The following is a 13,934-nucleotide window of genomic DNA, read 5'->3' on the forward strand; positions in this document are numbered from 1 at the left end:
TGTCAACAAAGGCGACTAACTAAAGGAATAGTAATTTCCGCGGATCTGGTGCATGAATAAAACGGTAAGCCACATCCAATCCGACATGGACACAAGAGTGTAATGAGAAAGCGCAAGAGCAACGAGTTTTTGACCGAAGTCGAACTGGAGTTCATGACCGAACTCTGGAAGCTCGGCGAAGGCTCCGTTCGGGATATTCTGGCGACCCTGCCGCCCGAGCGCAAACTTGCCTATACCTCTTGCGCCACCATCATGCGGATCCTGGATGAAAAGGGCTTTGTGGACAGCCGGAAAGAAGGCAAGACATTCATCTATTCCCCCCGGCTGACCCGCGATACCTACCAGTCCCGTTCTCTCAGAAACCTGTCGGAAAAGCTTTTTGACGGCACACCTGCGTCGCTGGTGGCCCGGCTTGTCGACGAATACGAACTCTCGGGAGACGATCTGGAGGAGATCAGAGCGTTGCTGGACAGGAGGAGGACAGATGACGCTACTTAACCAGGTCTTCGATGTTTACATCGATCTGAACATCACGCTTGCCATAACCGCTCTGGTATGGCTGAGCGTCAAGCTTCTGATGGCCCGTATCGGAAACAAGCTCGACTTCTCGGTCCAGCTTGGTCTTCTGAACGGGCTGTTTGCCTTGATCCTGTTGTCGCCGCTCGCGGTGGTCGGCTACCAGCACCTGCTGGCGGCCGAAATGGTTCCTGCGGCCATGTCCGTCAACCTGGCAGATTACGCGGTCTCGCAATATCTGCGCGGCGGCGTCGCCATCCCGGCAGAAGACTTCCAGACCCTGCTCGGCATGCGCGCCCGCGTCAGCGAGGATGTGCTGACGCTTGCAAACGGGGTCGGGGTCGGCATCGCGTGCGTCCTAATCGCGGGATTTGTCTGGTTCAGTTCCAGGCTGGTGCTGAGTTTCGTGCGCCTCAACCGGATGCTGGCCTCCTGTCACGACTGGCATCGTCAGGGCCGTGTGCATCTGCTGCTCTCGGATCGCGCCTTGGTGCCGTTTTCCGCGCGCGGCCTTTTCAACCATTATGTGGTGGTGCCGTCTGATCTTCTGTGCGAGCCGGACGATCTGAAACTGGTTCTGAAACACGAATTCCAGCATCTGCGCCAGGGTGACGTCACCTGGGAGATCGGCCTGGAGCTGCTGCGGCCGTTGTTCTTCTGGAACCCGTTCTTCTATGTCTGGAAGTCGGAAGTGGAGCGCCTGCGAGAGCTCGCCTGTGACCAGCGGGTCGCCGAGGACGCCCATGTCGATCTCAGATCCTATTGCATGTGTCTCCTGCGCGCCGCGCAGGCCGGCCTGAAGAAGCGGCAGGACCAGATGGTTCGCGAACGCGAGGTCGGTGTTGCCGCCGTGGCCCTGATCGAAGTGCAGGACCGCCTGTTGCGCCGGTCTCCGGCCCAGAAACTGCGCCGCCGCATCGAGGCGTTGCTGGTGACCAACCGGATCCGGCCGCACTGGAGCTTCATGGGGCTCGCCGTCGTGCCGATGACCGCGGTCATCTTCCTGACGGCTTTGTCGATCCAGAAACCGGCCGACTGGAGCCAGGACCGGCTGATGCTGTCGGCGATCATCAATCTGGAACGGCTGGAAACGATCAACGGCAATCTGGAAAAGATCGAAACCGTCAGCGGCTTCGGCCAGCGCCCTCTGCGCTGATATCTCCAGACCTGTCGACCTTTCTCCGGGCGCCTCTGGCGCCCGGACCTTTTTGCGGCCGGCTTGATTTCTCACGGCAAACACGTTCTGAAATGGAAGCTTGATTTCTCGTGAGTTTCCTCAAGACGTGACCCAAACCGGCAATCTCATCGCAGCAAAGACCATCCGCATCACCGGCCTTGTCCAGGGCGTCGGCTTCCGGCCGTTCATCTGGCGGCTTGCCCGGGAGACGGGGGTCACGGGCCATGTGCTCAATGATGGCGCGGGGGTCCAGATCGAGATCCATGGCCGCCCGGACAGTCTTTCGCAATTCGTCTGGCGGCTGAGACCAGAGCAACCGGTCCTTGCCCGGATCGATCGCGTCAAGGTCCGCGATGCTGAATGCGACGTTCACCCGGATGACTTTCGAATTCTGGAGAGCCGGGAAGGCGGGGTGCAAACGGGTGTCGTGCCGGACGCAGCGACCTGCCCGGATTGTCTGGCCGAAATCAACGATCCCTGCGACCGCCGTTATCGCTACGCTTTTACCAATTGCACCCATTGCGGGCCAAGATTGTCGATCCTGCGGCACATCCCCTATGACCGCGCATCCACCTCCATGGCGGTTTTCGACATGTGCCCGGCCTGCCGGGCGGAATACGAAAATCCCGCCGACCGGCGGTTCCACGCCCAGCCGACCGCCTGTCCGGACTGCGGCCCGAGGCTCTGGTTCGAAGGGGCTGAAGGTGGAGAAACGGAGGGTGACCCGATTACCGTTGCGGCTGGCTGGCTGCGCCAGGGAAAGATCCTCGCCGTGAAGGGCCTCGGCGGGTTCCAGATTGCCGTCGATGCAGCCAACGAAGAGGCCGTGGCCGAGTTGCGCCGCCGCAAGCACAGGCCCGCAAAGCCTCTCGCCTTGATGGCGAGGGACTTGGATCAGATCCGGAAACATGCTCTGGTCTGCGACGCGGAGGCGGCCCTCCTGCAAAGAGCGGCGGCGCCGATCGTGCTTCTGGAAAAGGCTGGATGCCCACTGGCGGACAGCGTGGCCGGCCCTTTCGACCGGCTCGGTGTCATGCTGCCAAACACACCGCTGCATCACCTTCTGATGGCGGAGCTGGACGGGCCGATCGTGCTGACTTCCGGCAATCTCTCCGACAATCCGCAGGAAACGGACAATGCGGCAGCCCGGCGCCAGCTTGCAAGTATTGTCGACGGCTTCCTGATGCATGATCGGGAGATCGTCAACCGGCTCGACGACAGCGTTGTCCGGTTGGACGAGCTAGGCCTGCTGATGCAGCGTCGTGCGCGCGGTTATGCGCCGGCTTCGATCCGTCTGGCGAATGTCTTTCAGGATGCCCCTAAGGTGCTCGCCATGGGAGGGGAACTGAAAGCCACCTTCTGTCTCCTGAACGGGCAGGATGCGATCCTGTCCCAGCATATCGGCGATCTGGAAAACGCGCCGACCTTTGCCGACTACAAGCGTCTCCTGACGCTCTATCTGGATCTCTATGAGTTCCGCCCGGAGGTGATCGCGATCGACGCTCATCCTCAATACCTGTCCAGCCGGTATGGGGAAGAGCTGGCGCGCGAATTCGGCGCGAAGCTGGTCAAGGTGCAGCATCATCATGCCCATCTTGCAAGCGTGATGGCCGAGCGGCAGATCCCGCCGCAGGGGATCGACTATGGCATCATCCTGGATGGTCTCGGCTGGGGCGCGGACGGCACGATCTGGGGCGGGGAGATCCTGAAGGGCAGCTACGCGGCGTTCGAGCGTGTCGGCCATTTCCAGCCGGTCCCGTTGCCGGGTGGGGCCGCCGCCATTCGTGAGCCCTGGCGCAATCTCGTCGCGCATCTTCGTGCCGCGTTTGGCACAAGCTACCGTGAGCATCTTGACGGGACTGGGCTATCGGAAGCACTGTCTGGCAAGAACACCGGGATGCTCGAGCAGATGATGGAACGCGGTGTCAACGCGCCGCTGTCGTCGTCGGCGGGCCGGCTCTTCGATGCTGTGGCTGCGGCGCTCGGAATCTCATTCGACCGGCAAAGTTTCGAAGGCGAGGCCGGCATGCGGCTGGAAGCTCTGGCACGCCCGTTCATGGACGAAGAAATGGCCTACCCGCTGGACATCGCGGGAGGCGAGCCCCTGCGATTATGCTTTGCTCCGCTGTGGCGTGCACTCCTCACGGATCTGCGCAAAGGCGTATCGCCGGGGCGGATCTCGGCTCGTTTCCATCTGGGCCTTGTCGAGGGGGTGGTGGGCATTCTCTTGCGGGTCGATGCGAAGACGGGCGATGCCGTGATGCTGTCCGGTGGTGTGCTCCAGAATGCGCTGCTGCGAGAGAGGCTCCCCGACAAGTTGCGGCGGGAGCGTTTCAAGACAATTACGCATTGGACCGTACCGGCCAATGACGGTGGCCTCGCGCTCGGACAGGCAGCAATAGCGGCGGTGCAGTGCGGGCATCCAGCTGAGTGGCGGCACTTGCCAGCACCATCCTGAGGGGCGAGACGCCGCTGGCGCGGCTCCTCAGGATGACGTTGGAGTTCGTGGTGAGGTGTTTTGTGGGAGGTGGAAAATCACAGACCCTCGCAAATGCCTCCGCCTATTCTGAACAGCCTGATCTGGCTCAAAGACGTTTTCCGTCAGGTTCAGCCCAAGAAAGCCTTGCCACACCCATCAGCGTCATCCTGAGGAGCCTGGCAACGCCAGGCGTCTCGAAGGAGCTGCCACCTGTTCCTGAGTGTGCAGCCGGTCCTTCGAGACGCGCGCGAGCGCGCTCCTCAGGATGACGATGGTGTGTGCGGTGAGGGCGTTCGCGAGGCCGGTAAAAACCTCCCGCCCTTGCAAATCCCTGCCCCGATTTTGAGCAGCTTGATCTGGCTCAAAGACCTTTTGCCGCATCTGGGAGACCGTGACGGCGCCTGAATTTTTCAAAAAGGGGTGCGGCTGGTTCATGTCTTTGTCACGGAACTGTCGTCCCTTTCAAATCGATTTAGCAAAACCGGGTGCCGATCCGGCCAAGTCATGAGGGAGTTCACCATGGAGAACGGTCACAAGACCGGGAATGGTGTTGCCGCGCCGGCCTGCGAGGTCGCAAAAGTGCCGGAAGAAGAGATCGCTGCCATTTGCGCAAGGTACGGCTGTGACAAACACCGCATGCTGGATATCCTCCGGGAAGTCCAGGATCGCTACCGCTGCATCGCGCCCTCGACCATGGACCGGATTGCAGCCGGGACCGGGCTCACACGGATCGAGGTGGAGGGCGTCGCCAGCTTCTATTCCTTCCTGTCGCTGGTGCCGAAAGGCCGGGTCACCATCCGCCTTTGCGACGACATCGTCGACCGTTATTCCGGGCTGGACGCCGTTACCGCCGTCTTCGAAGAGGTGCTCGGCATCCGTACCGGCGAGACCTCCGCCGACGGGGCCTTCTCACTGGAAACGACGCCATGCATCGGCATGTGCGACCAGGCGCCCGCAGCCATGGTCAATGATGTCGTGCTGACCAGGCTCACGCCCGAAACGGCCCGGTCTGCCGCCGAAGCGCTGAAGGCCGGCCAGTCCCCGGAACAGCTCGTCAGTGAGCGCTTTGCCTCGCTGACGCCGCATGAACGGGCGCTGCACATGGTCGGCAACAACATCCGCCATGCCGGCGAGGTGTTGCTCGGCCCGGTGCCGGAAGACGCTGGGCTGAGCAATGCCGTCTCGATGACACCCGCCCAGATCATCACCACCGTCGAGGAGAGCGGCCTCAGGGGCTGCGGCGGCGCCGGTTACACGACAGGCCGGAAGTGGCGCTTTGCCGCCAGTGAGCGCGCCGAAAAGCATTTTGTCATCTGCAATGCCGATGAAGGCGAACCGGGCACCTTCAAGGACCGGGTGCTCTTGACCGAACGTCCGCATCTTCTCGTCGAAGGCATGACCATTGCCGCTCGAGCGGTCGGTGCGCGTGAAGGCATCCTCTATCTGCGCGGAGAGTATGTCTACCTGCGCGAGCTCTTGGAACAGGTGCTGGAGGAGCGCCGGCGGCGCGGGTTGCTCGGCGAGGCGATCCTCGGCGTCAAGGGCTTCGATTTCGACATCCGGCTGCAGCTCGGCGCGGGTGCCTATATCTGCGGCGAGGAAGGCGCCCTGATCAGCTCCTGCGAAGGCCTGCCGGGTGAACCCAAGACCCGGCCGCCTTTTCCGGTCAACCGTGGTTATCTCGGCTATCCGACGGTGGTCAACAACGTGGAAACCTTCTGCCACGCCGCGCGCATTCTCGATCGTGGCGCCAAGTGGTTCCACGCTATGGGCACGGAAGGCTCGCACGGCACCAAGCTCTTTTCCATCTGCGGCGACTGCCTCAATCCGGGTATTTACGAGCTGCCCTATGGCCATACGGTCCGGGAGCTGCTGGAAATGGTCGGAGCGGAGGACGCGGCTGCCGTTCAGGTCGGCGGCCCGAGCGGCACGATGATCGCCCGCGACAGCTTCCACCGCAAACTGACTTTTGATGACCTCGCGACCGGCGGGGCGATCATCGTCTTCAACGGCGCACGCAACATTCTCGAGATCGTCGAATATTACATGTCCTTCTTCGTGCATGAGAGTTGCGGCTACTGCACCCCCTGCCGGGTCGGCAATGTCTTCCTGCAAAAGGCGATCAGCAAATTCCGCAAGGGCCTCGCCAATCCGGAGGACATTGACTACCTCAAGGAGCTCTCCGGCACGATCATCGAGACCAGCCGCTGCGGTCTCGGCATGACCTCGCCCAATCCGATCCTGTCGACCCTGAAGAACTTCCCGCTGGTCTATTCGGCGGTGTCCAAGCCGAGCAAGGACGGCATTCGCGACACGTTCGACATCCAGTCGGCCATCGATGGCGCGCGCAAGATCGCCAAGCGCCGCTCCTATATCTTCGACAAGGATTTCACCCAATGAGCGGCACAAAGAAGGAAACCGGCTTCACCTTCACCATCGACGGTATCGAGATCACGGCCACTGCCGGCCAGACGATCATGGAAGCCGCCGACGAGGCCGGGGTCTATATTCCGCGCCTCTGCGACCACGAGGGCCTGCGCCACCAGGGCAGCTGCCGGGTCTGCACGGTGAAGGCGGGCGGTCGCAGTGTTGCCGCCTGCACCCAGCCGGCGGCGCCCGGCCAGGCAGTCGAGAACGAGACGCAGCATCTGACCAAGATGCGCCGGGACCTGGTCGAGATGCTGTTCCACGAGGGCAATCACCTCTGCCCGATCTGCGAGGCCAGCGGCAATTGCGAGCTGCAGGCGATGGCCTACCGGCTCGACATGACCGAGGCCACCAAGTTTCCATATCTGGAGCCGTGCCGGGCGCTCGATGCGTCCCATCCTGATATCGCGCTCGACACCAACCGCTGCATCTCTTGCGGTCGCTGCATCCGTGCGTCCCAGGATGTCGATGGTAAGGGCATCTTCGGTTATGTCGGCCGCGGCATTCACCGGCGTGTTGCCGTCAATGGCGAGAACCTGGCGGATACGACCGCCGAAGTCACGGACCACGCCATCAGCGCGGAGGTCTGCCCGGTCGGCTGCATCATCCGCAAGCGGGTCGGTTTTGCTGTTCCGATCGGCGAACGGGAATTCGACAAAGGGCTGATCGGCCACGAGATCGAGGAGAAGCGCAAATGAGCGAGCTGCCCAAGGCCAGGATCGCGACCGCGTCACTCGCCGGCTGCTTCGGCTGCCACATGGCGATCCTCGACATTGACGAGCGGCTGATAGACCTGATGAAGCTGGTCGATGTCGACCGCTCGCCGCTGACCGACAAGAAGCGCTTCACCCAGCGCTGCGACATCGGCATCATCGAGGGCGGCTGCTGCAACGAGGAAAACGTGCATGTGCTGCATGACTTCCGGCGCAATTGCGACGTGCTGATCGCGCTCGGCCAATGCGCGATCATGGGCGGGCTGCCGGCCATGCGCAACGCGATCATGCACTCCGACGCGCCGCTGAGGGAGTGCCTGGACGAGGCCTATATCACCGGTAAGTACATCCGCAACACGACCCACCATGTGCCCAACGATCCGGCGCTGCCGCTGCTCCTGGACGAGGTCTATCCGTGTTCCCAGGTGGTCGAGATCGACTACCAGATCCCGGGTTGCGCGCCGAGCGGCGACATCATCTTCGATACGCTGGCCAAGCTCCTGACCGGAAAGTTCCGGGGCTTTGAGCGCGACATGATCAAGTTCGACTGAGGCGGGACCTTAAGATGAGCGAACCCAGACTGATTGAAATCTCGCCGGTCACCCGCGTGGAAGGCCACGGCAAGGTTACCATCCACCTCAACGCGGAAAACGAGGTCGACGAAGCGCGGCTGCACATTGTCGAGTTCCGTGGTTTCGAGCGGTTCATCCGCGGCCGGTTGATGTGGGAAGTGCCGGTGATCGTCCAGCGGCTCTGCGGCATCTGCCCGGTCAGCCATCATCTGGCGGCGGCAAAGGCCATGGACATGATCGCCGGTGTCGACCAGCTGACGCCGACAGCAGAAAAGATGCGCCGGCTGATGCATTACGGCCAGGTGATGCAGTCCCATGTGTTGCATTTCTTCCATCTGGCGGCTCCCGACCTCCTGTTCGGTTTCGGCGCGCCCGCGGAAAAACGCAACATCTTCGAAGTCATCAAGGAACAGCCGGAGCTGGGCAAACGCGCCGTCCTGATGCGCAAATACGGCCAGGAGATCATCGAGGCGACCGCCGGCAAGAAGGTGCATGGCACCGGCGCTATTCCGGGCGGCATCAACCGCAACCTGCCCATCGAGCGGCGCGACCATTTCCTTTCGAGCATCGATCAGATGATCGAATGGTCGAAAGACGCGGTGAAGCTCGCGCGCGACTACACGCTGGAGCACGAAGAGCTGGTCTCCGAATTCGGCTCCTTCCCGTCCAACTACATGTCGCTGGTGCGGGAAAGCGATGGTGCGCTGGATCTTTATCACGGCAACCTGAGGGCGCTCAGCTCCACCGGCGACACGATCTTTGACCAGGTGCCTTACACCAGGTATCACGAGCTGATCGTGGAGGATGTGCGCTCCTGGTCCTACATGAAGTTCCCCTTCATCAAGACGCTTGGGCCCGAGGCCGGCTGGTACCGGGTCGGGCCGCTGGCACGCATGAACACGGCAAGTTTCATCGACACACCACTCGCCAACGAGGCTCTTCAGGAACTGAAGGCGGTCACCAGCGGCACGCCGAACAACTCGACACTGGCGAACCATTGGGCACGCATGATCGAGGTGCTGCACTGCGTTGAAAAGATCCGTGAGCTCTTGAGCGATCCGGATCTTCAGGGCACGGACCTGATCGCCAAGGGCGACCGGCGTGAGGAAGGCATCGGCGTGATCGAAGCCCCGCGCGGCAATCTCATCCATCATTACAAGGTCGACGAGCATGACCAGGTGACCTATTGCAACCTGATCGTCTCCACGACCCACAACAACGAGGGCATGAACCGGGCGGTGAAGGACGTTGCGGTCAAGCATCTCTCCGGCAAGGAGCAGATCACCGAAGGCATGCTCAACCATGTCGAGGTGGCCATCCGCGCCTATGACCCATGCCTGTCCTGCGCCACCCACGCCCTTGGCCAGATGCCGTTGCAGGTCCAACTGTTCGGCGCGGGCGGTGAGCTGATCGACAGCAGAGAGCAGTGTGTTTGAGGTGAGGGGATGAGCGCAATGAACGACAATGCCAAATCAAGATCCTCCTCCCCGGTCGTCATCCCGGCCAAGCGAAGCGCGAGCCGGGATCGGGGAGCCCCAAAACTGTCCGGTGGATCTTGTTTCCTCTCGAAGCCTAGGCTCGCCGGTCCCGGATCTCCGCTGCGCTGCGTCCGGGATGACGAAGGAGAGAATGTTCAGTTTTTTAAGTCGGAAGTGGTCTCCAACGACTTTGATTCGAGGATATGCCCATGCTTCTGATCGGTTATGGCAATCCGGGGCGCGGGGACGACGGGCTGGGGCCGGCCTTTTCCGAAGGCATGGCCGCGCGGGCCTTGCCGGGTCTTGAGGTCGATACCGATTACCAGCTGGTCGCCGAACACGCGCTCGCCGTTTCCGGTCATGAGCTGGTGATCTTTGCGGACGCGGAGATCGGGGGCGCAGAGGCATTTTCTTTCAGGGAAACCGGGCCAGGCGCGCCGGAAGTACTCGGCAGTCACAGCCTCGTGCCGGAAACGGTGCTGGCGCTTTGCGAGACCCTCTACGGCGCGCGCCCGCAGGCCTTTGTGCTCGGCATTTCCGGCTATGAGTACGGCGAAGTGAAGGAAGGCCTGTCAGATAAGGCGGCCGCGAACCTTGAGGCCGCGGAAAGCTTCTTTCTGAAATGGTTAGCTGGCGAAATATCCTTGCGGGAGGCCGCCCATGCATGAAATGTCGCTCTGCGAAAGCATTCTCGACATTCTGAAGGACCAGGCCGCGAAGGACCAATTCACGCAGGTGAAGCGGGTCGCCGTCGACATCGGTCCGCTCTCCTGCGTGGAGCCGGAAGCGCTGCAATTCGGCTTCGACGTGGTCATGAAAGGATCGCTGGCTGAGGGGGCCGTGCTGGACATCGCACGGCCGCCGGCCGAGGCCCTGTGCCTTAACTGTTTCAAGACCGTGCCGGTCAAGGCGCGGTTCGATAGCTGCCCGGAATGCGGATCGGATGCCCTGCAGGTTGTCAGTGGCGAAGAGCTGAAAATCCGGGAACTGGAGGTGGTGTGATGTGTACGGTCTGCGGCTGTGGCGGAAGCCACGATCACAAGCATGAACAGGATCACGAACACGGCGAGTCCCATGTCCATTTTGGCAAAGGTGAAGCCGGGACGTCTGTTCCCGGCATGAGCCAGACGCGGCTCATCCAGATCGAAGCCGATATTCTGGGCAAGAACAGATCTTATGCCGAGCGGAACCGGTCGCTCCTCGCCGACAAAGGTGTGCTCGCATTGAACCTTGTCTCCAGCCCGGGCTCCGGCAAGACGACGCTGCTGGTGGAAACCCTGAAACGCCTTGCCGGCCGGCTGCCGGCCGCCGTGATCGAGGGCGATCAGCAGACGTCCAACGACGCCGATCGCATCCGGGAGACCGGCGCACCGGCCATCCAGATCAACACGGGCAAAGGCTGTCATCTGGACGCGCATATGGTTGGCCACGCGCTGGAGAAACTGCCGCTCGAAGAAAACTCGGTGCTCTTTATCGAGAATGTCGGCAACCTGGTCTGCCCGGCGGGCTTCGATCTCGGCGAGGCCGTCCGGGCGGTGATCCTGTCGGTCACAGAAGGCGAGGACAAACCCCTCAAATATCCGGACATCTTTGCCGGGGCCGACCTGATGATCCTGAACAAGACCGACCTGCTGCCGCATGTCGATTTCTGTGTCGGTGCGGCGGTCGCCAATGCCAGGCGGGTGAACCCGCGGATCCAGGTGCTGCAGGTCTCTGCGCGCAGCGGCGAAGGTCTCGACAGCTGGCTTAGCTGGCTGGAGGGGGCGATGAAAATGCAGGCGGCCGCCGCAACCGGCCTCGCCGCCGAATAGGAGTTTCCAAGATGTGTCTCGCCATTCCAGCCAGGGTCGTCTCCATAGACGATGACGCGATGGCCACCGTCGCGCTCGAAGGCATCCGGAAACCCGTCTCCACGGCGCTGCTCGACGAAGTGGCCGTCGGCGACTACGTGCTGGTCCATGTCGGCTACGCCTTGCACAAGCTCAGCGAGGAAGAGGCCGAACGCACGCTGCGGCTGATGGCGGAGGCCGGTGTGCTTGCCGAGGAGCTGGAAGAGATGGCGGGTGAAGGCGCGGAGGCGGGCGCATGAAATACATCCGCGAATTCAGGGACGGCAACCTGGCGCAAAAGCTGGCCAAGGCGATCCGCCAGGAAGCCGATCCGGACCGCCGCTATCACCTGATGGAATTCTGCGGCGGCCACACCCATGCGATCTTCCGCTATGGGGTGCAGGACCTGGTGCCGGAAAATGTCGAATATGTTCACGGGCCCGGCTGCCCGGTCTGCGTGCTGCCTGTGCGGCGGCTGGACGACGCGGTCGAGCTGGCGCTGACCCAGAACGTGATCCTGACCACCTATGGCGACATGATGCGGGTGCCGGGCACCAAGCAGAAGAGCCTGATCCGGGCCAAGGCCGAAGGCGCGGACATCCGCATGGTCTATTCGACCCAGGATGCTCTGAAGATCGCCCGGGAGAACCCGGACCGTCAGGTTGTGTTCTTCGCCATCGGTTTTGAGACCACCACCCCGCCGACGGCGGTCGCGATCCTTCAGGCCAGGGCCGAGGGCTTGAGAAATTTCTCCGTCTTCTGCAACCACGTCCTGACCCCGCCCGCGATTGCTCATATCGTCAACGCGCCCTCCGAACCGGGCGAAGATCCCGTCAGGATCGACGGTTTTCTCGGGCCTTCCCATGTCAGTTCGGTGATCGGCTGGGCATCTTACGAGCCTGCGGCGCGGGACTTCAGGAAACCGGTCGTGATCGCCGGTTTCGAGCCGCTCGACGTGATGCAGTCGACCCTGATGCTCATCCGCCAGATCAATGAAGGCCGCCACGTGGTGGAGAACCAGTACACGCGCGTCGTCACCAAAGAGGGCAATCGCAAGGCCCAGGCGCTGGCCGCCGAGGTGCTGGAACTGCGCAAGGTGTTTGAATGGCGCGGTCTCGGCTATGTGCCGGACAGCGCCTTGCGGATCCGGGAGGCCTTCGCGGAGTTCGACGCCGAAAAACGCTTTGCCCTCAGCCCGAAGGAATCCCGGGAGGTCAAATCCTGCGAATGCCCGGCGATCCTGCGCGGGGTCAAGAAACCGACCGAGTGCAAGCTGTTCGGCACGGTCTGCACGCCCGACAATCCGATGGGGGCCTGCATGGTCTCCTCCGAAGGCGCTTGCGCGGCCTACTGGACCTATGGCCGCAAGCGCGAGGCGGTCCTTGCCGCCAAGGGAGCGGCCGCATGACCAGCATGGACACCCAGACCCGGTTCCGCACCGGTGCGGTTGACATGACCCATGGCGGCGGCGGCCGTGCCATGACGGAGCTGATCAAAGACCTGTTTCATCGCCACCTGAAGAACCCGATCCTGGACCAGGGCCACGACGCGGCGGTGTTCGACGCGCCTCCCGGCCGGCTGGTCATGTCCACCGACGCCCACGTGATCTCGCCGCTGTTCTTTCCCGGCGGCGACATCGGCGCGCTCTCCGTCCATGGCACCTTGAACGACATCGCCATGGCCGGTGCAAAACCCCTGTCCTTGACGGCGAGCTTCATCCTGGAGGAAGGCTTTCCGCTTGCCGACCTGGAACGGATCGTGATGTCGATGGCGCGTACCGCCCGCGAGGCTGGTGTGCCGGTCGTCTCCGGCGACACCAAGGTGGTGGAGAAAGGCAAAGGCGACGGTGTCTTCATCACCACCGCCGGGGTCGGCGTTCTGCCGGAGGGCGTGACGATTTCGCCGGCTGCCGCGAAACCCGGTCAGGCGGTTCTGCTCTCCGGTACGATCGGCGATCATGGCGTCGCCATCCTGTCGAAACGCGAGAACCTGGAATTCGAGACCGAACTCCGCTCCGACAGCGCGGCCCTGCATGGGCTGGTCGCCGACATGATCGCGGCGGTGCCGGGAATTGCCGTTCTGCGAGACCCGACAAGAGGCGGGCTGGCGACGGCGCTGAATGAAATCGCCCATGCCTCCGGTGCCGGCGTGCTGCTGCAGGAGGAGGCGATCCCGGTCGCGCCGGATGTGGAAGGAGCTTGCGAACTCCTCGGCCTCGATCCGCTTTATGTCGCCAATGAGGGCAAGTTGGTCTGCATTTGCGAGGCGGCCGATGCGGGGCGGCTGCTGGAGGTGATGCGCTCGCATCCGCTTGGCCGGCAGGCGGCCAGGATCGGGGAGATCGTCGAGGACCCGGACCACATGGTGATCATGCAGACCGCTTTCGGCGGGGCCCGCGTGGTCGACTGGCTGTCGGGCGAGCAACTGCCGCGGATCTGCTGACGCGAGCCATCAATGCAGACGGCACGCATCCCTTAAGCCTGCAGGGTCTCCTCGGAGAAATAATCCGAGGCATCGTCTTCCAGTTCCAGCACCTTGCCGGACAGGCTGAACGTGACGAGCCCGTTGCGATAGACCCAGATGTCGCCGGGATCGGTGTCGCTGGTGTCCGGATCCTGCGCTTCCCTGGCCCGGTTGAACCATCTGGATTGCCGTTCCGGGACGCCCAGCTTGGCAAAGACCTCTGCCTGGCTCTTGCCTATCAGGTCGCTGTTCTGCGCTGAAAACGTGGCCATGTTTCATT

15 protein-coding genes are annotated in these 13,934 nt (G+C 62.4%); 13 read left to right on the forward strand and 2 right to left on the reverse strand.

Annotation, left to right across the window (positions count from 1 at the left end; translation table 11 throughout):
• Positions 1–102 precede the first annotated feature (102 nt).
• The 3 genes from M0H32_RS12055 (at position 103) to hypF (ending at position 4,151) form a co-directional block, all read left to right on the forward strand.
• On the forward strand, positions 103–498 hold the full coding sequence (locus M0H32_RS12055; protein ID WP_248154233.1) for a BlaI/MecI/CopY family transcriptional regulator: 396 nt from the start codon (positions 103–105) through the stop codon (positions 496–498).
• Entirely contained in the window at positions 485–1,672 is a 1,188-nt protein-coding gene (locus M0H32_RS12060; protein ID WP_248154234.1) for a M56 family metallopeptidase, read from the forward strand. Before M0H32_RS12055 ends, M0H32_RS12060 begins: the two co-directional genes overlap by 14 nt.
• 127 nt (positions 1,673–1,799) lie before the next feature.
• On the forward strand, positions 1,800–4,151 hold the full coding sequence (hypF, locus tag M0H32_RS12065; protein WP_248154236.1) for a carbamoyltransferase HypF: 2,352 nt from the start codon (positions 1,800–1,802) through the stop codon (positions 4,149–4,151).
• Positions 4,152–4,334: 183 nt separating this feature from the next.
• On the opposite strand, the gene M0H32_RS12070 is transcribed toward hypF, so the two are convergent.
• The gene (locus M0H32_RS12070) at positions 4,335–4,607 is read right to left on the reverse strand and encodes a hypothetical protein (protein WP_248154238.1); all 273 of its coding nucleotides are present in this window, start codon (positions 4,605–4,607) and stop codon (positions 4,335–4,337) included.
• Positions 4,608–4,691: 84 nt separating this feature from the next.
• On the opposite strand from M0H32_RS12070, the gene M0H32_RS12075 reads away from it, so the two are divergent.
• The 10 genes from M0H32_RS12075 to hypE all read left to right on the forward strand — a co-directional run bounded on the left by M0H32_RS12075 (position 4,692) and on the right by hypE (position 13,633).
• Positions 4,692–6,572 (forward strand): NAD(P)H-dependent oxidoreductase subunit E, encoded by a 1,881-nt coding sequence (locus M0H32_RS12075; RefSeq protein ID WP_248154240.1) that lies wholly within the window; start codon positions 4,692–4,694, stop codon positions 6,570–6,572.
• A complete protein-coding gene (locus M0H32_RS12080; protein WP_248154242.1) occupies positions 6,569–7,297 on the forward strand; it encodes a 2Fe-2S iron-sulfur cluster-binding protein in 729 nt (242 codons plus the stop codon). Before M0H32_RS12075 ends, M0H32_RS12080 begins: the two co-directional genes overlap by 4 nt.
• Positions 7,294–7,863, forward strand: a complete 570-nt coding sequence (locus M0H32_RS12085; RefSeq protein ID WP_248154244.1) for an NADH-quinone oxidoreductase subunit B family protein — start codon at positions 7,294–7,296, stop codon at positions 7,861–7,863. The genes M0H32_RS12080 and M0H32_RS12085 overlap by 4 nt, the downstream gene beginning before the upstream one ends.
• 14 nt (positions 7,864–7,877) lie before the next feature.
• Positions 7,878–9,320 carry a Ni/Fe hydrogenase subunit alpha gene (locus tag M0H32_RS12090; protein WP_248154246.1) on the forward strand — a complete coding sequence of 481 codons (1,443 nt, stop codon included), beginning with the start codon at positions 7,878–7,880 and terminating at the stop codon, positions 9,318–9,320.
• A gap of 251 nt (positions 9,321–9,571) precedes the next feature.
• A complete protein-coding gene (locus M0H32_RS12095) occupies positions 9,572–10,030 on the forward strand; it encodes a hydrogenase maturation protease (protein ID WP_248154248.1) in 459 nt (152 codons plus the stop codon).
• A complete protein-coding gene (gene hypA, locus M0H32_RS12100; RefSeq protein ID WP_248154250.1) occupies positions 10,023–10,364 on the forward strand; it encodes a hydrogenase maturation nickel metallochaperone HypA in 342 nt (113 codons plus the stop codon). Before M0H32_RS12095 ends, hypA begins: the two co-directional genes overlap by 8 nt.
• On the forward strand, positions 10,364–11,173 hold the full coding sequence (gene hypB, locus M0H32_RS12105) for a hydrogenase nickel incorporation protein HypB (RefSeq protein WP_248154252.1): 810 nt from the start codon (positions 10,364–10,366) through the stop codon (positions 11,171–11,173). The genes hypA and hypB overlap by 1 nt, the downstream gene beginning before the upstream one ends.
• Before the next feature lie 11 nt (positions 11,174–11,184).
• A complete protein-coding gene (locus M0H32_RS12110) occupies positions 11,185–11,451 on the forward strand; it encodes a HypC/HybG/HupF family hydrogenase formation chaperone (RefSeq protein ID WP_248154254.1) in 267 nt (88 codons plus the stop codon).
• Positions 11,448–12,599: a hydrogenase formation protein HypD gene (gene hypD, locus M0H32_RS12115; protein WP_248154256.1), complete on the forward strand. Its 1,152-nt coding sequence runs from the start codon at positions 11,448–11,450 to the stop codon at positions 12,597–12,599. The genes M0H32_RS12110 and hypD overlap by 4 nt, the downstream gene beginning before the upstream one ends.
• Positions 12,600–12,604: 5 nt before the next feature.
• Complete coding sequence (hypE, locus tag M0H32_RS12120; RefSeq protein WP_425607313.1) at positions 12,605–13,633, forward strand: hydrogenase expression/formation protein HypE; 1,029 nt, start codon at positions 12,605–12,607, stop codon at positions 13,631–13,633.
• Between the two features lie 32 nt (positions 13,634–13,665).
• Here hypE and M0H32_RS12125 read toward each other — a convergent pair whose 3' ends face one another.
• Positions 13,666–13,926, reverse strand: coding sequence for a hypothetical protein (locus M0H32_RS12125; RefSeq protein ID WP_248154261.1), 261 nt, complete (start codon positions 13,924–13,926; stop codon positions 13,666–13,668).
• Positions 13,927–13,934: the final 8 nt, after the last annotated feature.

Source organism: Roseibium sediminicola (assembly GCF_023156505.1).
GTDB classification, from domain to species: domain Bacteria; phylum Pseudomonadota; class Alphaproteobacteria; order Rhizobiales; family Stappiaceae; genus Roseibium; species Roseibium sediminicola.